Annotated in this window: 17 protein-coding genes; 6 read left to right on the forward strand and 11 right to left on the reverse strand. The window is 76.1% G+C overall.

All coding sequences use genetic code 11. The annotated features are described in order from the left end of the window. The first annotated feature begins 94 nt into the window (after nucleotides 1–94). The 3 genes from AB0N04_RS14885 to AB0N04_RS14895 all read left to right on the forward strand — a co-directional run bounded on the left by AB0N04_RS14885 (nucleotide 95) and on the right by AB0N04_RS14895 (nucleotide 3,186). The gene (locus AB0N04_RS14885) at nucleotides 95–1,036 is read left to right on the forward strand and encodes a TIGR01777 family oxidoreductase (RefSeq protein ID WP_360213269.1); all 942 of its coding nucleotides are present in this window, start codon (nucleotides 95–97) and stop codon (nucleotides 1,034–1,036) included. A 285-nt stretch (nucleotides 1,037–1,321) separates the two neighbouring features. After that, nucleotides 1,322–2,410, forward strand: coding sequence for an ABC transporter substrate-binding protein (locus AB0N04_RS14890; protein WP_360213267.1), 1,089 nt, complete (start codon nucleotides 1,322–1,324; stop codon nucleotides 2,408–2,410). 236 nt (nucleotides 2,411–2,646) lie between these two features. After that, on the forward strand, nucleotides 2,647–3,186 hold the full coding sequence (locus AB0N04_RS14895) for a hypothetical protein (protein ID WP_360213265.1): 540 nt from the start codon (nucleotides 2,647–2,649) through the stop codon (nucleotides 3,184–3,186). A 40-nt stretch (nucleotides 3,187–3,226) separates the two neighbouring features. On the opposite strand, the gene AB0N04_RS14900 is transcribed toward AB0N04_RS14895, so the two are convergent. The 5 genes from AB0N04_RS14900 to AB0N04_RS14920 form a co-directional block, all read right to left on the reverse strand. Continuing rightward, nucleotides 3,227–3,685, reverse strand: a complete 459-nt coding sequence (locus AB0N04_RS14900) for an SRPBCC family protein (protein WP_360213263.1) — start codon at nucleotides 3,683–3,685, stop codon at nucleotides 3,227–3,229. A gap of 165 nt (nucleotides 3,686–3,850) precedes the next feature. After that, a complete protein-coding gene (locus AB0N04_RS14905) occupies nucleotides 3,851–6,190 on the reverse strand; it encodes a condensation domain-containing protein (RefSeq protein WP_360213261.1) in 2,340 nt (779 codons plus the stop codon). A gap of 62 nt (nucleotides 6,191–6,252) precedes the next feature. Beyond that, a complete protein-coding gene (locus AB0N04_RS14910) occupies nucleotides 6,253–7,041 on the reverse strand; it encodes an SDR family NAD(P)-dependent oxidoreductase (RefSeq protein ID WP_360213259.1) in 789 nt (262 codons plus the stop codon). A gap of 33 nt (nucleotides 7,042–7,074) precedes the next feature. Beyond that, nucleotides 7,075–7,893, reverse strand: a complete 819-nt coding sequence (locus tag AB0N04_RS14915) for an AfsR/SARP family transcriptional regulator (RefSeq protein ID WP_360213257.1) — start codon at nucleotides 7,891–7,893, stop codon at nucleotides 7,075–7,077. 293 nt (nucleotides 7,894–8,186) lie between these two features. Beyond that, nucleotides 8,187–9,926, reverse strand: a complete 1,740-nt coding sequence (locus tag AB0N04_RS14920; protein ID WP_360219994.1) for a protein kinase — start codon at nucleotides 9,924–9,926, stop codon at nucleotides 8,187–8,189. A gap of 187 nt (nucleotides 9,927–10,113) precedes the next feature. On the opposite strand from AB0N04_RS14920, the gene AB0N04_RS14925 reads away from it, so the two are divergent. Beyond that, complete coding sequence (locus AB0N04_RS14925) at nucleotides 10,114–10,725, forward strand: SigE family RNA polymerase sigma factor (protein WP_360219991.1); 612 nt, start codon at nucleotides 10,114–10,116, stop codon at nucleotides 10,723–10,725. Next, a complete protein-coding gene (locus AB0N04_RS14930; protein ID WP_360219988.1) occupies nucleotides 10,715–11,944 on the forward strand; it encodes a hypothetical protein in 1,230 nt (409 codons plus the stop codon). Before AB0N04_RS14925 ends, AB0N04_RS14930 begins: the two co-directional genes overlap by 11 nt. 27 nt (nucleotides 11,945–11,971) lie before the next feature. On the opposite strand, the gene AB0N04_RS14935 is transcribed toward AB0N04_RS14930, so the two are convergent. Continuing rightward, a complete protein-coding gene (locus AB0N04_RS14935) occupies nucleotides 11,972–12,520 on the reverse strand; it encodes a hypothetical protein (RefSeq protein WP_360219985.1) in 549 nt (182 codons plus the stop codon). Nucleotides 12,521–12,648: 128 nt separating this feature from the next. On the opposite strand from AB0N04_RS14935, the gene AB0N04_RS14940 reads away from it, so the two are divergent. Beyond that, on the forward strand, nucleotides 12,649–13,176 hold the full coding sequence (locus AB0N04_RS14940) for an NUDIX hydrolase family protein (RefSeq protein WP_360219997.1): 528 nt from the start codon (nucleotides 12,649–12,651) through the stop codon (nucleotides 13,174–13,176). A 138-nt stretch (nucleotides 13,177–13,314) separates the two neighbouring features. Here AB0N04_RS14940 and hypE read toward each other — a convergent pair whose 3' ends face one another. The 5 genes from hypE to hypB are packed head-to-tail and all read right to left on the reverse strand — an operon-like array spanning nucleotide 13,315 to nucleotide 18,953. After that, nucleotides 13,315–14,412 (reverse strand): hydrogenase expression/formation protein HypE, encoded by a 1,098-nt coding sequence (hypE, locus tag AB0N04_RS14945; RefSeq protein WP_360219982.1) that lies wholly within the window; start codon nucleotides 14,410–14,412, stop codon nucleotides 13,315–13,317. Then, nucleotides 14,405–15,529 (reverse strand): hydrogenase formation protein HypD, encoded by a 1,125-nt coding sequence (gene hypD / locus AB0N04_RS14950; protein ID WP_360219979.1) that lies wholly within the window; start codon nucleotides 15,527–15,529, stop codon nucleotides 14,405–14,407. The genes hypE and hypD overlap by 8 nt, the downstream gene beginning before the upstream one ends. Continuing rightward, nucleotides 15,526–15,810 carry a HypC/HybG/HupF family hydrogenase formation chaperone gene (locus AB0N04_RS14955; protein WP_360219977.1) on the reverse strand — a complete coding sequence of 95 codons (285 nt, stop codon included), beginning with the start codon at nucleotides 15,808–15,810 and terminating at the stop codon, nucleotides 15,526–15,528. Before AB0N04_RS14955 ends, hypD begins: the two co-directional genes overlap by 4 nt. A gap of 6 nt (nucleotides 15,811–15,816) precedes the next feature. Then, the gene (hypF, locus tag AB0N04_RS14960; protein ID WP_360219974.1) at nucleotides 15,817–18,135 is read right to left on the reverse strand and encodes a carbamoyltransferase HypF; all 2,319 of its coding nucleotides are present in this window, start codon (nucleotides 18,133–18,135) and stop codon (nucleotides 15,817–15,819) included. Further along, nucleotides 18,132–18,953, reverse strand: a complete 822-nt coding sequence (gene hypB, locus AB0N04_RS14965) for a hydrogenase nickel incorporation protein HypB (protein ID WP_360219971.1) — start codon at nucleotides 18,951–18,953, stop codon at nucleotides 18,132–18,134. Before hypB ends, hypF begins: the two co-directional genes overlap by 4 nt. Between the last annotated feature and the right edge of the window lies 1 nt (nucleotide 18,954).

Here is an 18,954-nt window from a genome sequence, read left to right on the forward strand (position 1 = left end):
CCAGCTGCTCAGAGGCCCGCGACACACCACTTTGAACGCGTTCAAGTTCCTGCGCTACCCTTGAGTCCGGACATGAGGACACGAGGGGGAACTCATGAAGATCGTCATACCCGGCGGGAGCGGTGCCCTCGGCACCCTGCTCGACCGCACCCTGACCGCCGCCGGCCACCAGGTCGTCGTGCTCACCCGCCGGCCCCGCCGCGCCAACGAGGTCGGCTGGGACGGCCGGACACTCGGCCGCTGGACGGCCGAGGTGGACGGCAGCGACGCCGTCGTCAACCTCGCCGGGCGCAGCGTCAACTGCCGCTACACCGAGGAGAACCGGCGGGCCATGTGGGATTCCCGCATCGACTCCACCCAGATCCTCGGCGCGGCCGTCGCCGGCGCCCGGCGCCCGCCCGCCGTCTGGCTGCAGATGAGCACCGCCACCGTCTACGCCCACCGCCACGACGCCCCCAACGACGAACAGGACGGCCTGCTCGGCGGCCAGGAGCCCGACGCCCCGGCCTCCTGGCGGTACAGCGTCGACCTCGCCCGGGCCTGGGAGGACACCCAGGCCCGGGCCGACACCCCGGACACCCGCAAGGTCGCGCTGCGCACCGCGGTCGTCCTCGGCCCCGAACGCGGCGGCGCCTTCGACGCGCTCTCCTGGCTGGCCCGCCTCGGCGTCGGCGGCCCGATCGCGGGCGGCACCCAGTACGTGTCCTGGATCCACGCCCATGACTTCGCCCGCGCCGTGGAGTTCCTGATCGCCCGCGAGGACCTCACCGGCCCGGTGAACCTCGCCTCACCCGACCCGCTGCCGCAGCGCGCGTTCATGCACGCCCTGCGCACCGCCTGGGGCATGCCCGTCGCCCTGCCCGCCACCCGCTGGATGGCCGAACTGGGGGCCTTCACCCTCCGCTCCGAGAGCGAACTGCTGCTCAAGAGCCGCCGCGTCACCCCCACCCGGCTGCTCGACGCCGGCTTCGCCTTCGACCACCCGTACTGGGCCGGGGCCGCCCGCACCCTCGTCCGCCAGCTGCGCGGCCACTGACGGCGGGGGCGGGGCCGCCCGGCGGGGTCGGCTCGTCCCCGTCCCGGTGCGGGCCGAGCCCGGCGCCGGTGCGTGCCGTCCGCCGCACGTCGAGTCCGGGGCGGCCGCGACCGTGACCGCGCACCCCGGCGGAGCGCCCTGCGCGACCCGGGCGAACCGCGACCGGGGCGACACTGGGAGACTCGACGGATGACCACGCCACCGAGCACGCCGTCATCGAACACGCCGTCATCGAGGACGCCGTCATCGCACACGTCGTCACCGAGCGCGCCGCCGGCGCCACTCGTGTCCAAGCCGGCCGGCGGGCCGTCCGTACGGATCGGCGCGCTCGCCCCGCTGACCCGGCCCGGCTGGGCCGAGGCGGGTCGCCACCTGCTCGCCGGGATCGAACTGGCCGTCCAGGAGGTCAACGGCGCAGGCGGGATCGCCGGAAGACCCCTGGAACTTCTGGTCCGGGACACCGCGGCCGATCCCGAGCGGGCCGCGGCCGCCGTCGACGAGCTGGCCGGCCTGGGCGTGGCCGCCGTGGCGGGGGAGTACCACAGCGTCGTCGCCCGCGCCGTCGCCGCCCGGGCCGACGCCCTCGGCCTGCCGTACCTCTGCTCCTCGGCGGTGCTGGACGCGCTCACCGACACGCCGACGCCGGGGGTGGCCCGCCTCTGCCCGGCGCAGTCCCACGGCTGGCGGACCTACGCGAACTTCCTGCTGGGTGCGGGCCACCGCCGGATCGCCCTGGCCGCCCAGCCCACCGTCTACTGGGCGTCCGGGGCCCGCATCCTGCGGGACCACCTCGCCCCGCGCGGCGGCACCGTCGTCGAGCTCGACCCGAGCGGGCTCACGCCCGCGGAGGTGTGCGACGAACTGGTCCGCCACCGCGTGACGGCCCTCCTGCTGCTGGCCGGCCACCCGGAGCCGTCGGTGCCGCTGGTCGAGGCCGTGCGCCGCGACCCGCGGCTCACCGAGGTCGTGATCGGCGCCCCGGCCGGGCAGCCGGAGTTCACCGACTGGGCCGAGCTGCTGGGCGGCGACGGCGCGGCGGTCCCGTTCCTGCGCTACCTGCCGGAGCGGCTCGGCCCGCTTGGCACCCGCGTGGCCGCGGCGCTGCGCGAGCGGCTGGGGGCGGCGCCGTCCTTCGTCGCCTTCGAGGGGTACGACACGATTGCCGTGCTGGCCGAAGTGCTGCGCTCGCACGGCACGGCCCGGGCGCTCGTCGCGGAGGCCTGGCCGCACGTCGCGGTCGAGGGCACCCGGGGGAAGATCCGCTTCTCCCGGGAGCCAGGCGTCAGCGTCTGGCAGTGGGCCTGGCCGCCGGTGCAGGTTGTCGACCGGGACCCGGCCGCCCCGGAACGCTTCCGGATCCTGCACACCGGCTGACCGGCCGAGCGAACAGCAGGGCCGGCGGGGAGGCGTGAGGGGGCGTCACCGGACGCGAGGGCGCGCTCCCGGGGGCGTGCCCCCTTCGTCACGGGCCCGTCACAGCCGGGCCCCCGCGCTTGCCCGCCGCCGGGGCCGTTCGGGATCGTGGCGCGGGGGACGCCGCCGGAGCCGGTGGCGGGAAGAGCTCCGGGGATTCGCTCCGGGGACTCGCGAACGAGCTTCGGGGGCGCGCGATGGTGACGACGGTGCGGCTGGGCGGTATCCGCCCACAGGCGGACGTGATCGGCTGCGGCTGCCTGCTGGCGATGCTCACGGCGATCGTCCTCAGCACCACCGGTGCCGTGAGCACCGGCCCGTGCCTGCTGATCGCGGCCGGGATCGTGGCGGCCGTGGCCGTCGGCGTGCCACGGACCTCGCTGCTCCGCGCGGACGAACAGGGCCTCGCCCTGGTCCTGCTGGCCGTTCCCCGGCGCTACGCCTGGCAGGACGTCCGGGGGCTGGCCGTGGACGTCGGCGAGGAGCCGGAGACCGGCGCCCACCGGGCCGTGGTCCGGCTGCGGCTGGCCGACCGGCCGGCGGGCCGGGGCGGGCGGCACCGCGGCCCGCTCCTCGCCGTGCTGGCGCTCACCGAGGACGACCGGACGCGCGGCATCGAGCGCCGTGAACTCGCCGAGCTGTTCGCCCTGTTCGGCGGTCGCAGCCTCCCGGTCGACCGGCCCGACCTGGCCAACGCCGTCCTCGCCGCGCACGGTCTGCCCGCGCTGCCCGCCTGAGGCCTGTCGCCCCGGAGCGGTCCGATCCGCAGGAGCGGCCCTACACCCGCCGCGAGGTCGGCCCGAGCAGCATGCCCAGCACCCGCCCGAAGACCAGCCGCCCACCGAGGGCGACCAGCGGGTCGAGGAACCTCGGCAGGATCGTGACCTCGATCTCCTCCTCCCAGACCACCTCCGAGCCGCCGCCCGGCCCGTCCAGGGCCCGGACGCGCAGTTCGGCCCAGCCGCGCACCGGACGGCCGAGCTTCTCGAGCCGGCAGAGCCCGTTCCGCCCGGGGGCGGGGGCGGTGAAGGCGGCGATCTCCATCGGGTCGTCGACGAGGAAGCCCGCGATCCTGGTCCGGGCCTGGATGACGTCGCCCGGCCGGCGGCCGGTGCCGCGGACGACGGTGACCCGGGTGAACGGCACCCGATCGCCGTGTGCGCGCCAGGCGGTGACGCGCCCCCAGCAGGCGTCCGGCGGCAGTGGCGAGCGGCGGGTCAGCACGAAATGGGCCATGCCTCACCCTACGGCGCGTCCGACCGTCCCCGCGGCGGCGTGCGGCGTCGGAACACCCGGCCCGGTCTGCGGACGGGGGGACCCCCCGTCTCCTCGCTGCGGTGTCGTCCGCCCCGCGGCCGTCCGCGGATCCGCCCCTCATGGCCGGGCGCGCCCCGACGGGCCCTAGGGTGCAGCGCCGGGCGGTCGCGCGAACCCGCCGTCCAGCAGTGGCGCCAGCGCCGCCAGGTCGGCGGGGCCGGCCGGGTCGGGGAGCAGCACCACCAGCGGCGCCGAGCCGGGCGGGCCGAGCCGGGCGAGTTCGCAGGCGATGAGGCCGCTGCCCGGGGCGGCGACCAGGGCGACCGGGGCGGCGGACTCCAGCAGCGGGGCGAGCACCGGCCGGTAGGCCCGTGGCGGCGGCGGCGCCGCGGCGGCCGGGCGGAGCACACCGAGGGCCTGCGGGCCGGGCCAGCCGCGCGCGGCGGCGGGGTAGCGGGTGTGCGGGGCGTCGGGCGGGGGCAGCAGCAGGACCCAGCCGGCGTCCGGGTGCCCGGCCCGGCGCAGCACCTCCAGCCGGACGGCGGGGCCGTCCTCCCCGGGGTCGGCGTCGGGCGCCCGCACCCCCGGGCCCGCCTCGGGCCGCACCCCCGCGCCCGGGCGTGGCGTGGGGTGCCCGGCGAGCGTGGAGCGCAGCACCTCGGTGGTGCCGATGCCGCTCGGCAGGTCGGGGAAGGTGCGCAGCAACAGGGCGCTCTGACTGAGGAGTTCGGCGGCGTCCTGGTCGGCGAGCAGGGCGCGGTCGTGGGTGGTGGTGAGGACGAGCCCGCCGGCCGGGTCGTAGTGGGCGGCGAGCGTGATCGGGTAGGAGGTGAAGGTGCCGGACGGCACCGGGCTCTCGACGTGGATGCCGTGCGCGGCGAGGTCGGTCTCCAGCCGCAGGTGGTGCGGGGCGGTCGGCTGGTGCTCCAGCACGACCAGGCTGTGCGGGCGCTGCCCGCGCGGGGTGGCGCTCCAGTGGTGGGCCTGCCCGGGGGAGACCCACTCGTAGCCGGCGAGGTCGAACACCCCGTCGCGCAGGGCGGCGAGCAGCTGCGGGACAGTGGTGCTCGGGTGCACCCGGACGGAGATGGGCAGCGGGTTGCGCAGGGCGCCGGGCAGCCGGTCGACGCCGTCCAGCGGGATGCCCCGGCCGGAGACAGTCACCGCGAAGCCGACCCGCACGGCCCGGGCCGGCCGGCGCGGGGTGCGGGACTGCGCGGCCCGGTAGAGCAGCAGGGCCCAGGCGGCCTGCAGGGCGCTGCTCTCGCCCGCTCCCCAGGTGGCCGCCCAGCCGCGCAGCCGGATCGCCTCGTACGGGGTGAGCCGGCGCCGGGCGCGTCCGCTGCCGCGCCGGTCGGGGTCGGGGGCGAGCGGCAGGACGGCGGTGGCGGCGGGCCGGCCGGCCCAGAACTGCCGGGCCGGCTCGGTGCCCTGGGCGCCGAGCCAGCGGGCGTGGTCGCGGACGTCGGGCCGGCGTTCACCGCCGGGCAGCACGCCGCCGGTGAGGTAGGCGCGGTAGAAGGACTGCAGCAGCAGCCGCACGCTCCAGCCGTCCAGCATGGCGTGGTGGTAGGTGAGCAGGACCCGGGTGACGGGCCCCTCGTCGTCGCCGGCGGGGCCGGCGTCGAGCAGCGTGGCGCGCAGGAGGGCGGGCCGGCGCAGGTCGAAGCCGCGGCGCCGGTCCGCTTCGAGCAGGTCGTCCCAGTCGACCGCGTCGTGCGGATGCCGGACGACGTCGGGGACGGCCCGTTCGTGCAGCACCATCCAGGGGTCGGCGGGGTCGTCCCAGTCGAACGCGGCCCGCAGCACGGTCTCGTGGTCGAACACGGACTGCCAGGCGGCGGTGAAGCGCGCGGTGTCCAGCGGCCCGTGCCAGTTCCAGGAGAGCTGCTCGACGTGCCGGCCGTCGTGGTCGGACCGCCCGGCGACCTGCCGCAGCATCTCCCGCTGCAGCGCGCTGGTCGGTACGGTCACGGGCTCCGGCGGGTGCGCCAGGGCCTCCCGCAGCTCGTCCAGCAGGTCGGCGGCGCGGCCGGGCGGTCCGGCGGCGATGCCGAGGAACAGGCGCCGGGGGCCGCCGCGGCGGTCCCCGACCAGGACGGCGCGCAGCAGCGGCCCGGTGTCCAGGTCGTGCCCGAGGTCGGTGAGCAGCCGGTCGAGCCCGTCGGGCCCGTCCGGACCGTCGACCGTCCGTTCCCAGAGCAGGTCCTCGCCGGCCTCGGGGGCAACGGCCCGCAGCGCCGCGCGCAGCGCGTCGCCCTCGTAGACCCGGTTCAGCTCGACCAGCAGGTACTCCGGGAGTCGGCCTGCCCCGCGCGGCCCGGGCGGCTGCCACGCGCGGGTCGCGGTGCGGGCGAGCGCGGCGGTCACGGCCCCCGCGTCGAGCCGTCCGGGCGGCCGGCCGGCGGGCAGGCAGGGCGCCGGCGAGGCGGCGCCGGCCACCAGCAGGGTGACGGGCGCGCTGGAGAAGTGGCGGTTCGTCATCGCTGATCAGCGGGCACCGGAGCCCGGTTCCTTCCCGTGGGCCGGCGGGGTTGGCGCCGGGGCTACTGGGTGGCGAGGCCGCCGCAGACGTTCAGCGCCTGCGCGGTGATGCTGGCGGCGGTCGGGGTGGTGAGGTAGCCGGCCAGCGAGGCGACCTCCTCGGGGGTGGTGTAGCGGCCGAGCGGGATGTGCGTCTGGAAGTGCTGGTGGATGGTCTCGGGCGTGGTGTTGTAGGCGGTGGCGTACTCGTGGTGGATCCGCGTGGTGTGCGGGGTGTGCACGTAGCCGGGGCAGATGGCGTTGACGGTGGTGCCGGTCGGCGCCAGCTCCTTGGCCAGGGCCCGGGTGAAGCCGATCACGGCGTGCTTGCTGGCGGTGTACGGGGCGCCGAAGGTGACGGCCTGCTTCCCGGCGGTGGACGCGATGTTGATGATCCGGGGGTGTGCGGTGCCGGTGAGGTGGCCGTGCCTGAGGGTCTCCCGGGTGACCAGGAAGACGGCGTTGAGGTTGGTGTCGATGACGTCGTACCAGAGGTCGTCCGTGGTGGTGGCGGTCGGCCCGCCGCCGGTGCGTCCGGCGTTGTTGACCAGCACGGTGATCGGGCCGTGCTCGGCCACCGTGTGCTGGATCAGCGCGGTGACCTGGGCCGGGTCCCGGACGTCGCAGGTGGTGCCGTCGGCCTGGTGGCCCTCGCTGCGCAGGGTGGCCAGGGCCTGGGTGATGTGGTGACCGGTGCGGGCGCAGATGAACAGGCGGTGGCCGCGGTTGCCGAGTTCGCGGGCGATGGCGAGGCCGATTCCGCGGGTGCCGCCGGTGATCAGGGCGAGGGGTTTCTCGGGTGCGGTGGTCATGGCGGGTCCTGGGGGTGAGGGCGGGACGGGAGCTCAGGCCGAGTACAGGTTGTAGGTGGTCGGGTGGGCCGTGGTCGGCGTGTTGAGGGTGGGGTCGAGGGTGAGGATCGCGTGCTGCAGGTGCTGCAGGTGCGGGGAGGGCTGGATGCCGAGCTCGGTCGTGAGGCGGTGGCGCAGGTGGTGGTAGGTGGTGAGGGCGCTGGTCTGCCGGCCGGCGCGGTAGAGCGCGACCATGGCCTGGGCGTGCAGGCCCTCGTGGTGCGGGTGCTGGTGGGTGAGGTGGGTGAGTTCGGGGATGAGCTCGTTGTGCCGGCCGAGCCGCAGGTCGGTGTCGATGCGCCGTTCCAGGGTGATCAGGCGGCTCTCCTCCAGGCGCATGATCTCGATGGCGAGGATCGGTCCGGGCCGCACGTCGACCAGGGCCGGGCCGTGCCAGAGCGCGAGGGCCTGCCGGAAGTGCGTGGCGGCCTGGTGGTCGTGCCCGTTGTTGAAGGCGTGCTGTCCCTGCGTGGTGAGCAGGTTGTAGGTGTGGACGTCCAGGTTGTCCGGGTGGGTGGTGAGCTGGTAGCCGCCGTGCCGGGTGGTGAGGACGTCCTTGGCGGTGATGTGCGGGGTGGCGCCGAGGCCCTGGGTGATCCGGCGGCGCAGTTGCAGGATGTACGTCTGCATGGTGGTGAGCGCCTGTCTGGGCGGGTTGTCGCCCCAGATCTCCTCGATCAGCGTGGTGGTGGGCAGGATGCGGTTCGGGTAGAGGGCGAGGAGGGCGAGGATCTGGCGTTGTTTGGCGGCGGTGGGGACGACGGAGATGCCGTTGAGGTCGGCGGTGAGGGGGCCGAGGACCTTGAGGTGCATGACGGTTCTCCTCTCGTACGCGGGCGGCTGCTCGGGTGGGCGGCGTTCGCCGCGGCGTTGGGGTGTGCGGGCCCCGGTGCGTCCCGGCACGGTCCCGGTGTCGGCCGTCGGCTGCTTGTTCGGGTGCGCGGGATGGTGGGGTGGACGCGTCGCACCTTAGTTGCGCCGGGGGGTGGGGGCCGGATTCCTCGAGCGCCCGTCGAGCACGGTTCCGGGCGCTCTGGTGGGAGCTTCCGGGCAGGCCGCCGCGGCGGGGCGGCGCCGTGCACCGGCCGCCCCGCCGCGAGGGGGTGTCACTTCTTCAGCAGCTCGCCCGAGAAGCCGCCGACGATCAGGTGCAGGCTGCCGTCCGCGTTGCGGGTGTACACCTGGTCGTGCGGGTCGGCGGCGCAGCCGCTGAGGGCGTTCATCGGGGCCGTACGGAGCACCACGCGCTCGGGCGTGGCCGAGATCAGGTCGGCCACGGCGTCGCAGTAGGGGGTGCCGGCACCGGTGTTGTTGTGGATCCGGGCGATCGGGTCGGCGGGGCGGCCCTGGGTGATGGTGATCGTGAAGTCGGGCTTCAGCGCCACCGCCGGGCTGCCGAGCTGTCCCTGCCAGGTGCCGAGGAAGCCCTCCGGGACGGAGCCGGCGGGCGTGGCGACGGACGTCGGGTCGGAGGCCGTGGTGGGTGCGGGGGCGGCGGTCGAGGGCTGCGTGGCCGCGGTGGTGGGCGCCGGTCCGGTGCCGGCCGTGCGGTCCGGGCGGGTGACCAGGAGGACGGCGGTGCCCGCCGTCGCGGCCGCCAGCACCACCGAGACCACGAGCGTGCCGCGCCCCGGCCCGCGGCGGGTGGGCCGGGAGGGCGTCGGGGCGGGCGGCGGGTACGGCAGGGCGGGTGTCGCCGGGTGGGCGCCCGGCGGCGGGCCGGGTACGGCGGTGCCCGGCGCCGGTGCCGGGATCCCGGCCGACGGGGGCTGCGGGACGGACGGCGACGGGACCGGAGGCCCGGACGTCGGGAAGGGGCGTGGCGTGGACGTCGGGAAGGGCGTCGGCGTGGACGTCGGTGCGGGCCGCGGGCCCGGCCCCTCCCACGGCTGCGCCGGGCCGAACCGCCCGGTCGGAGCCGCCGGCCGGGCCGCCGACTCCCCGTCCAGGTCGAGCAGTTCGACCGCCAGACCGGCCAGCGAGCCGGCCACCGCAGGCGGCAGCCAGTCCCGCCGCTCCAGGCGCCCCGGCGCGGCCGCGTCGCCGGCCGTCAGCCGTTCGCGCAGCTGCGCCGGGGTCGGCCGCCGGTCCGGGTCCCGGGCGAGGCAGTCGGCCAGGATCGCGCGCAAACCGGCGTCCTCCAGCGGGATGTCCGGATCCTCGTGAAGCACCCGGTAGATCAGCACCGGCGCGCTGACCGCCGAGCCGAATGGCGCCGCGCCGGTGGCCGCGAAGGCGAGGACGGCGCCCAGGGAGAAGACGTCCGAGGCGGGCCCGGCCCGCAGCCCGGCGGCCTGCTCGGGGGAGAGGTAGCCGGGCGAGCCGACCAGGAAGCCGGACTGGGTCAGCACGGTCGCCGCGTCCAGGGCTCGGGCGATCCCGAAGTCGATCAGCCGGGGCCCGTCCAGGGCCAGCAGCACGTTCGACGGCTTGACGTCGCGGTGCACCAGCCCGCGCCCGTGCACGGCCGTCAGCGCCTCCGCCAGCCCCACCCCGAGCGAGCGCACCGCCGCCCCGGGCAGGGGGCCGAAGTCCCGGACCGCCGCGGCCAGCGAGGGGCCGGCCACGTACCCGGTGGCCACCCAGGGCTGCGGCCCCTCGGTGTCCGCGTCCAGCACCGGGGCCGTCCACCGGCCGCCGACCTGCCGGGCGGCCTCCACCTCGTTGCGGAACCGCCGCCGGAACTCCTGGTCGGCGGCGTACCGGGCGTGCACCGTCTTGACGGCCACCGTCCGCCCGCCCGCCGTCCGGCCCAGGTAGACCTGGCCCATCCCGCCCGCACCGAGCCGGCGCAGCAGGCGGTACTCGCCCAGCTGCCGCGGATCCCCGTCGTCCAGCTCCTCCACGCCGTCTCCCCTCGTCGCGCCCGCCCGCCCGTCCACGCCAGACGGTACCGCCGCCTCCCACGGTTCCCGTCACCCCCTGCGCACCCCCGCCCCGAAGGACCGGCCGCCACCGGGCCGTTCGCACACCGGTCGCCACGAACCCGAACGCGGTTGTCACACGAACACCCACCCACCGCGTTACCAAGACATGGATCAATCATCGAGTCCGGACGCGTCGGCCGGAGACCACTGGCCGGAGTTCCCGGACTTCGTCGCCTCCCGCGGTCGCCACCTGCTGCGGACCGCCTTCCTGCTCACCGGCGGTGACGCCCACCTCGCCGAGGACCTCGTGCAGGAGGCGCTCGGCCGGATCTTCGTGAAGTGGCGGAAGATATCCCGGCTGGAGAACCCCAGCGGCTACGCGCAGACCGTCCTGGTCAACACCTTCCTGTCCTACCGCCGCAAGCGCAGCGCCTCCGAGCGGGTCACCGACGAGTTCCCCGAGGTCGGTGTGGACGACCCGGACCCGGCGCTGCGGCTCACCCTGCTGCGCGCGCTGGCCGAACTCCCGGCCAAGGACCGCGCCGTGCTGGTGCTGAGGTTCTGGGAGGACCGCAGCGTGGAGGAGACCTCGACCGCCCTGCGCCTGACGTCGAGCGTCGTCCGCTCGCGCACCCGGCGGGCGCTGGCCCGGATGCGCGACGTGCTGGGCGACGACATCGAGGCGGCGGTGCGCCGCCCCATCGACCCGCAGGGAGCGCCCGGTGCGGGCGGACCGAACCCCTCCACCGAGAAAGCGGTGCTGCGCCATGCCCACTGACGACGAGTTCGCGGACGTCTTCGCCCGTGCCCTGCGCGGCGCGGCCGAGCTCGCGCCCGAGCCGGTCCGGCACGCCGCCCTGGCCCCCCTCGCCGAGCAGCGCGGACGCCGGTGGCGCCGCCGCCGGCGCACCGCCCTCGCCGGCGCGCTGGCAGCCGTGGTGCTGGCCGGGGTCGGCGGCTTCGCCGTCGTCGGCCACGGGCCCTTCGCCGCGGGCCCGGCCGGTCCGCCGGAGCCGGTCCTGCCGAGGATGACGACCGAGGAGGTGCTCGGCACGATCACCGGCATGCTCCCGCACGGCGGGGTGCGGGTGATCACCTCCGGCGGCGCCGGAGACCCGGGCCAGCACCGGACGGGCGCCACGATCCTGTTCGACGACGGGGCGGGGGAGAGCATCCTCACCATCACGGCGGAGCGGACGGACCGCCCGCCCGCGGAGACCGCGAACTGCACGGACGGCTTCGTCGTGCCGCAGGACTCCTGCGACCGCGTGGTGCGGCCCGACGGCTCGGTCCTGACCATCGACAAGCTGCGGGACCGCACGGAGGCGGACAAGCGCGAGTGGCGGGCCACCTGGGCCGCGCCGGACGGCCGCCGGGTGGAGGTCACCGAGTTCAACGGGCAGCCCGCCGCGGCGAGCCGGCCGAACCCGCCGCTGTCGGCGGAGCAGCTGACGGCCCTGGTCACCGGTGAGGGCTGGGAGCGCGTCTTCGCCTCGCTCGCGCCCGCGCCCGGCGGCCCGCCGTCCGCCGCCTCCCCGGCGCCCACCGCGGCGCAGGGCCCGTCCGGCGAGGAGTTGCTCGGCCGGCTCGTCCCGCTGCTGCCGTCCGGCGCTGCGGTCTCGGGCCGGGACGCCGGGCGGGGCGTCCTGACCGCGACCGTCGACGGCCGCACCAGCATGCTGATGGTCGCCGTCGACCCGCCGTCCCAGCGCGGCCGGGACGACCTCCGGGGCACGGAGCGCAGCCCGGCCACACCGCTGGAGGTCCGCGACAAGCGGCGGGACGGCACCCTGGTCGTCACCAACCGCTTCGGCAACGGCAAGGGCGCGACGGACCCGGTCCTGCACTGGACGGCCACCGTGTACTACCCGGACGGCCGTCAGGTGCGGATCTCGGAGTGGAACGGCGAGAACGGCTACACCTTCCGCCCCGGTGATCCGGCGCTCGACGTGGACGCCCTGAAGGCCATCGCCACCGACCCGGTCTGGCGCTCCTGACCACGGGCTCCCGGGCGCGGCCGGACCCTACGCCCACCGGGGCTTACGGGCCCGGCCGCACCCGGGGCCCGGTCGCTCCCGGTCGCGGGCCGCCTGCCGGGCGTCGAACTCGGCCCTGGTCATGACCTCCGGAGGCTCCGGCTCGCGCACGCCACGGGTCAGCGGCCAGGGCACGGCGGACGTCCAGCCGACCAGCGGCAGGGCGGCGTCGAGGCGCGGGGCGAGGTCCGCCCAGTCCAGGGCGGGCATCCGGTGCGCCAGGGCGCGAACGTGCCCCAGGAAGGCCCCGGGCAGCTCCAGGTGGTGGGTCTCGACGTAGTGCGCGAGGTCCAGCCGCCAGAGCCACTCGCCGTCGGTGAGCAGGGAGGAGGATCCGCCGGAGTGGCGGTGCGCGGCCCCGGTGATGACGTCGGACCGACCCTCCGTCACGTCGATCAGCGGGTGGCCGGCGTCCAGGTAGCCGACCAGTGCCGCTTCGTCCGGCTCGCCGGCCGCCCGGACGGCGTCGTGCACCGACCCGTTCGGAGCGCCGGCGCGCCCCTCCAGCTCGTCGTGGAAGCCGAGCAGTCCCAGCATGACGTGTCCTTTCCCTGCTGCCGGGGATCATCCTGGCAGCGGGTGCCCGCCGAACCGCCGCCGGGTCGGGTGGGCGGGGCGCCCGGCGCACCGGGGGCCGGGGATCGTACGATCGGCGAATGGCTGACATGACGGAAACCACGCCGGGCTGGCTTGCCCCCGAGGAACTCGAGACCACCCGGGCCAAGATGCCGATCCTGTACGTCGAGGCCGTGCCGGTGCGCGTCGACGACGCGGGCGAGGTCACCGAGATCGGTCTCCTGCTGCGGATCGGCCCGGACGGGACGGTCAGCCGCACCCTGGTCTCCGGCCGGGTGCTGCACCACGAGCGGATCCGGGACGCGCTGCTGCGGCACCTGGAGAAGGACCTCGGCCCGGTGGCGCTGCCCCGGATCCCGGCGTCCCTGCAGCCGTTCACCGTCGCCGAGTACTTCCCCACGCTGGGCGTCACCGAGTTCCACGACCCGCGGCAGCACGCGGTGTCGCTGGCGTACGTGGTGCCGGTGTCCGGGGACTGCCGGCCGCGGCAGGACGCGCTGGACCTGGTCTGGTTCAGCCCGGAGGAGGCGTCCTCGCCGCTGGTGCTGCAGGACATGCCCGGCGGGCAGGGTGCGCTGCTGAAGCGGGCGCTGGCGCACGTCGGCCACCTGAGCTGACCGCGGGCACCGGCCCGAAGGCCCCACCCGCCGGAACCGCCGGACCGTCACACCGCCGACCGCCGACCGCCCGACCACGGCCGGGCCCGCACCCTTCACCGGGTGCGGGCCCGGCCGCCGTACGTCCTCCCCGACGGGTCAGCAGATGCGCGGCAGCTGCTCGCCCATCGGGAGGTCGACCACGCGGGTGCCGCCGAACCCGGTGCGGGCCACGACCATGCCCGGGTGCTCGGTGACGCACTCGCCGATCACGGCGGCGCCGGCGCCGAGCGGGTGGGCGCGCATGGCGTCGAGGACGGCGTCGGCCTCCCGGCGCGGGACGAAGGCGACGAGCTTGCCCTCGTTGGCGACGTACATCGGGTCGAGGCCCAGCACGGCGCAGGCGTTGGCGACCTGGGGCGGCACGGGGACGGCCCGTTCGCTGATGACGACGCCGACCCCGGCCGCCGCGGCGATCTCGTTGAGCGCAGCGGCCAGCCCGCCCCGGGTGGGGTCGCGCAGGACGTGCAGGTCGGGGGTGACGGCCAGCATCGCCTCGACCAGTCCGCCGAGGGGCGCGCAGTCGCTCTGGATCTCGACCCCGAACTCGAGGCCCTCGCGGACGCTCATGATGGCCACCCCGTGCAGTCCGATCGCACCGCTGACGATCACCACGTCGCCCGGGGCGGCCCGTTGCGGCCGGATGTCCACCCCGGCCGGGACGAGGCCGATGCCGGCGGTGTTGAGGTAGATCCCGTCGCCGTGCCCGGACTCGACCACCTTGGTGTCCCCGGTGGCCACCTCGACCCCGGCGGCGCGGGCGGCGGCGCCGAGCGCCCTGGCGACCCGGTCGACCACCGCCATCTCGACCCCCTCCTCCAGGATGAACCCGCAGGACAGGTAGGCCGGCCGGGCCCCGCTCATGGCGAGGTCGTTGACGGTCCCGTTGACGGCGAGGTCGCCGATGCTGCCGCCGGGGAAGAACAGCGGGCGCACGACGTAGGAGTCGGTGGAGAAGGCGAGCCGGGCGCCGCCGAGGTCCAGGACGGCGGAGTCGCCGAGGCCGGCGAGGGCGGGCCCGCCGAACGCGGGCGCGAAGAGGTTCTCCACGAGTTCGGCGGACATCGCCCCGCCGCCGCCGTGTCCCATCACGACCCGGGGGTGGTCGCGCAGCGGCAGCGGGCAGCTCCAGCCGGAGAGGTCGGGGGCGGCCGCGGCCCGGGCGTCCGCCCCGGTGAGGGTCTCGGTGTCAGCCAACGGGGCTCGCCTCCTGGGGTGCGGCCGGCACGCCCAGGCGCCGGTAGAGGTAGTACGCGGCGCAGGCGCCCTCGCTGGAGACCATGGTGGCGCCGAGCGGGGTGCGCGGGGTGCAGGTGGTGCCGAAGGCCTCGCACTCGTGGGGTTTGAGCAGGCCCTGGAGCACCTCGCCACTGCGGCACTGGGCGGGTTCGCGGGTGGTGATCCCGGAGACGTCGAAGCGGTGCTCGGCGTCGTGGTCGCGGTAGCGGGGGGAGAGCCGCCAGCCGCTCTGCGGGATGACGCCGATGCCCCGCCAGGCGCGGTCGGTCACCTCGAAGACGTCCTCGAGCATGGCCCGGGCCGCCGGGTTGCCCTCGGGCCGTACGGCGCGCGGGTAGGCGTTGTCGACGGTGTGCTCGCCGCGCTCCAGCTGCCGGACGGTGCGCCGGATGCCCTCCAGGATGTCGAGGGGTTCGAAGCCGGTGACGACGATGGGCACGCGGTGGCGTTCCGCGAGCGCCGGGTACTCGTCGGTGCCCATCACGCTGCAGACGTGTCCGGCGGCGAGGAATCCCTGCACCCGGCAGTCGGGCGAGTTCATGATCGCCTCGATCGCCGGGGGCACCCGGACGTGCGAGACGAGCATGCTGAAGTTGCGCAGCCCCTGCTTCCGGGCCACGTGGACGGCCATGGCGTTGGGCGGGGCGGTGGTCTCGAAGCCGATGCCGAAGAAGACGACCTCCCGGTCGGGATTCTCCCGGGCGATCCGCAGTGCGTCGAGCGGTGAGTACACCACCCGGACGTCGCCGCCCTCGCCGCGCACCCGGAAGAGGTCGCGGTCGGTGCCGGGCACCCGCAGCATGTCGCCGAAGGAGCAGAAGACGACCTCGGGGCGGGCGGCGATGGCCAGCGCCCGGTCGATCACCTCCAGCGGGGTGACGCACACCGGGCAGCCCGGGCCGTGGATCAACTCGACCTCATCCGGCAGGAGTTGGTCGATGGCGTGCCGGATGATGCTGTGCGTCTGGCCGCCGCACACCTCCATCAGGGCCCACGGCCGGGTGACCGTGGCCCGGATGTCGGCGAGCAGGCCGGCCGCCAGCTCGGGGTTCTGGAACTCCTCCAGGTACTTCATCGCCCGGCCTCCTCCGCCGCTCCCGCCGCCTCCCAGGGGTCTCCGAACTCCTCCTGCAGCAGCCCGAGTTCCTCGAACAGCTGCAGGGTGCGCCGGGCCGACTCCTCGTCCAGGCGCTGCAGCGCGAAGCCGACGTGCACGATCGCGTACTCGCCGACCCCGAGGTCGGGCAGGTACTCCAGGCACACGTCCTTGACGACCCCGCCGAAGTCCATGACCGCCATCCTGGTCCCGTCGCGTTCCGAGACCTCCGTCACCCTGCCGGGCACCGCCAGGCACATCCGCACTCACTCCTCCCGGGCGGCCGCCGCGCGGGCGGCCACCATCAGCTGGCCGAGCGCCAGTCCTCCGTCGTTGGGCGGCACCCGGCGGTGCCGCAGTACGGTGAAGCCGTCCTCGCCGAGGCCGCGGGCGCAGGCCGAGGAGAGCAGCGCGTTGGCGAAGACGCCGCCGCTGAGCGCCACCGTGGTCGTGCCGTGCCGGTCGCGGACGGCCGCGCAGACCGTCCGCGCCAACCGGGCGACCGCGTCGTGGAAGCGCGCGGCCACCAGTCCGGCGGGCGCGCCGGCGCGGACGTCCGCCACCACCGTGGCCAGGACCGGTCCGGGGTCGGCGATCCAGCCCCCGGCCTCCGGCCGCAGCCCGAAGGCGTAGCCGGGTGCCGGGCCGAACTCCGCGGCCGCCGCCTCCAGTTCGATCGCCGCCTGGGCCTCGTACCCGGCCCGGTGGCAGATCCCCGCGAGCGAGGAGACCGCGTCGAACAGGCGGCCCATGCTGGAGGTCGGCACGCAGTTCAGGTTGCGCTCCAACTGCTTTTCGAGCAGCGCGAGTTCATTGCCCTGGCAGGCCTCCACCGGCGGCAGTCCGGAGCTCCGCGGCAGCCCGGCGGCGTACAGGTGCGCGAGCGCCGTCCGGTACGGGCGCTCGACCGCCGCGTCACCGCCGGGCAGCGGCACGTAGGCGAGGTGGGCCAGGCGTCGGAAGCCGGCGTAGTCGGCCAACAGCACCTCGCCGCCCCAGACCGCACCGTCCTCGCCGTAGCCGGTGCCGTCGAAGGCCAGGCCGAGGACGGGGCGCCGGCCGTCCAGGCCGTGCTCGGCCATCACCGCGGCGACGTGGGCGTGGTGGTGCTGCACCCGCCGGACGGGCCGGCCGGCGGCGACGCGTCCGGCGTGCCGCACCGAGCGGTACCCCGGGTGCCGGTCGGTGACCAGCAGCTCGGGCCGCACTCCGCTGACCGTTCCGAGCTGGGCGACGGCGCGGTCGAAGGCGCGCAGGGTGGCCAGGTCGTCCATGTCCCCGATGTGGCCGGAGAGCCAGGCGTAGCCGTCGCGGGCGAGGGCGAAGACGTTCTTGAGGTCGCCGCCGACGGCCAGGGCCGGACGGACCGGCACCGGCAGCGGGATCGGCAGCGGCGCGTACCCGCGGGAGCGGCGCAGCGGCAGCAGCTCACCGTCGACGACCCGCACCACCGAGTCCTCGCAGGGGACGTGGATCGGCCGGTCGTGGGTGAGCCAGCCGTCGACGAGCGGGGCGAGGTCGGTCAGCGCCCGTCCGTCGTCGGTGACGATGGGCTCGCCGGAGAGGTTGGCGCTGGTCATCACCAGCAGGTCCGGTCCGGGCGGGGCGAGCAGCAGGTGGTGCAGCGGCGTGTAGGGGAGCATCACCCCGAGGTCCGGGCTGCCCGGGGCGACCGCCGCGAGGCCGGGCAGCGGTGTGCCGGTGCGGCGCAGCAGCACGATCGGCCGCACCGGCCCGGTGAGCAGCTCGCGTTCGACCGGGTGGAGCGGCAGCAGGCGCTCGACGGTGGCGAGGTCGCGGGCCATCAGGGCGAACGGCTTGTCGCCGCGCCGCTTGCGCCGCCGCAGCAGGGCGACGGCCTCGGCGTCGCGCGCGTCGCAGGCCAGGTGGTAGCCGCCGATCCCCTTGACGGCGAGGACGGCCCCGGCGCCGAGCAGCCGGCGCGCCCCGCCGAGCGCCTCCTCCCCGGTCAGGTCGTCGCTCCCGGGCACGGTGAGCGTGAGCCGGGGGCCGCAGGCGTGGCAGGCCACCGGCTGGGCGTGGAAGCGGCGGTCGGCGGGGTCGGTGTACTCCCGGGCGCAGTCGGGGCACATCGGGAAGCCGGCCATGGTGGTGCCGGCCCGGTCGTAGGGCAGGCCGGTGACGATGGTGTGGCGGGGCCCGCAGTTGGTGCAGCTGATGAACGGGTGCCGGTGGCGGCGGTCGGCCGGGTCGGCGAGTTCGGCCAGGCAGTCGGCGCAGACGGCCACGTCGGGCGGGATGAGGGTGGTGCTGGGGCCGTCGGTGCGGGACGGGACGATGGCGAAGCCGGTGGCGCCGGTGGGGGCCAGCGGCGCGGACTCCACCGAGGCGACCTGGGCCAGCGGCGGCGCGTCGCTGGCCACCCGCCGGCAGAAGGCGTCGAGGGCCGCGGGGCTGCCCTCGACCTCGGCCAGGACGCCCTCACCGGTGTTGGTGACGCTGCCGGCCAGGCCGAGCTCCCCGGCGAGGGTGAAGACGAAGGGCCGGAAGCCGACGCCCTGCACCAGGCCCCGGACGGCGACCCGCCGCCGCTCGGGGCCGAGCTCCCGGTGACCGGTCGTCACGCGCTCTCCCGCACCGCGGCGGTCGCGTCCCGGCGCTCCCCGTCCTGGTCCTGGTGCGGATGCCCGTGGTCGTGCGCATGCCCGTGGTCGTGCGGGTGCGCATGCCCGTGCCCGTGCCCGGATCCGGCGTGGTCGGCTGCCATCACCGGCCGGTGCGGCGCGGCCCCGTCCAGGACGGCCAGCGCCCGGTCCAGCAGCACACCGACGCCCTGGCCGCGCCGGGCCGAGGTGAGGACGACCTCCACCCCGGGGTTGACCCGGGCGACGTTCGCCCGGAACGCCGCCTCGTCGAACTCGGCCGCCGCGGCGAGGTCGGCCTTGGTCACCAGCACCAGGTTGGCCAGCCCGAACGCGGTCGGGTACTTGAGCGGCTTGTCCTCGCCCTCGGTCACCGAGGCGAGCGCCACCCGCAGCGATTCCCCGAGGTCGTAGGAGGCCGGGCAGACCAGGTTGCCGACGTTCTCCACGAAGAGCAGCCGGGTGTCGTCCGGCAGCCAGTCGGCGAGGTGCCCGGCGAGCATCTCCGCCTCCAGGTGGCAGAGCCCGTCGGTGAGCACCTGCTTCACCAGCGCGCCCGAACGGGCCAGCCGCAGCGCGTCGTTCTCGGTGGCGAGGTCCGCGGTGAGCGCGGCCACCGGCACCCCGCGCCGCCGGGCCAGGCCCAGTTCGGCCTCCAGCAGCGCGGTCTTGCCGCTGCCGGGGCTGGACATCAGGTTCACCGCGACCGTGCCGCGGGCGGCCAGGGCCGCCCGCAGCTCCCGTGCGCTGCCGTCGTTGCGGGCGAGGACCGCCTGACGGAGGTCGACCGTGCGGCACATC

This window comes from Kitasatospora sp. NPDC051702, assembly GCF_040681575.1.
GTDB lineage: Bacteria > Actinomycetota > Actinomycetes > Streptomycetales > Streptomycetaceae > Kitasatospora.

Bases quoted from the DNA above. Each gene is read 5' to 3' on its own strand.
- AB0N04_RS14885 (WP_360213269.1), top strand. From the start codon at position 95: ATGAAGATCGTCATACCCGGCGGGAGCGGTGCCCTCGGCACCCTGCTC.
- AB0N04_RS14895 (WP_360213265.1), top strand. From the start codon at position 2,647: ATGGTGACGACGGTGCGGCTGGGCGGTATCCGCCCACAGGCGGACGTG.
- AB0N04_RS14900 (WP_360213263.1), bottom strand. From the start codon at position 3,685: ATGGCCCATTTCGTGCTGACCCGCCGCTCGCCACTGCCGCCGGACGCC.
- AB0N04_RS14905 (WP_360213261.1), bottom strand. From the start codon at position 6,190: ATGACGAACCGCCACTTCTCCAGCGCGCCCGTCACCCTGCTGGTGGCC.
- AB0N04_RS14910 (WP_360213259.1), bottom strand. From the start codon at position 7,041: ATGACCACCGCACCCGAGAAACCCCTCGCCCTGATCACCGGCGGCACC.
- AB0N04_RS14915 (WP_360213257.1), bottom strand. From the start codon at position 7,893: ATGCACCTCAAGGTCCTCGGCCCCCTCACCGCCGACCTCAACGGCATC.
- AB0N04_RS14925 (WP_360219991.1), top strand. From the start codon at position 10,114: ATGGATCAATCATCGAGTCCGGACGCGTCGGCCGGAGACCACTGGCCG.
- AB0N04_RS14930 (WP_360219988.1), top strand. From the start codon at position 10,715: ATGCCCACTGACGACGAGTTCGCGGACGTCTTCGCCCGTGCCCTGCGC.
- AB0N04_RS14935 (WP_360219985.1), bottom strand. From the start codon at position 12,520: ATGCTGGGACTGCTCGGCTTCCACGACGAGCTGGAGGGGCGCGCCGGC.
- AB0N04_RS14940 (WP_360219997.1), top strand. From the start codon at position 12,649: ATGACGGAAACCACGCCGGGCTGGCTTGCCCCCGAGGAACTCGAGACC.
- hypD (WP_360219979.1), bottom strand. From the start codon at position 15,529: ATGAAGTACCTGGAGGAGTTCCAGAACCCCGAGCTGGCGGCCGGCCTG.
- AB0N04_RS14955 (WP_360219977.1), bottom strand. From the start codon at position 15,810: ATGTGCCTGGCGGTGCCCGGCAGGGTGACGGAGGTCTCGGAACGCGAC.
- hypB (WP_360219971.1), bottom strand. From the start codon at position 18,953: ATGTGCCGCACGGTCGACCTCCGTCAGGCGGTCCTCGCCCGCAACGAC.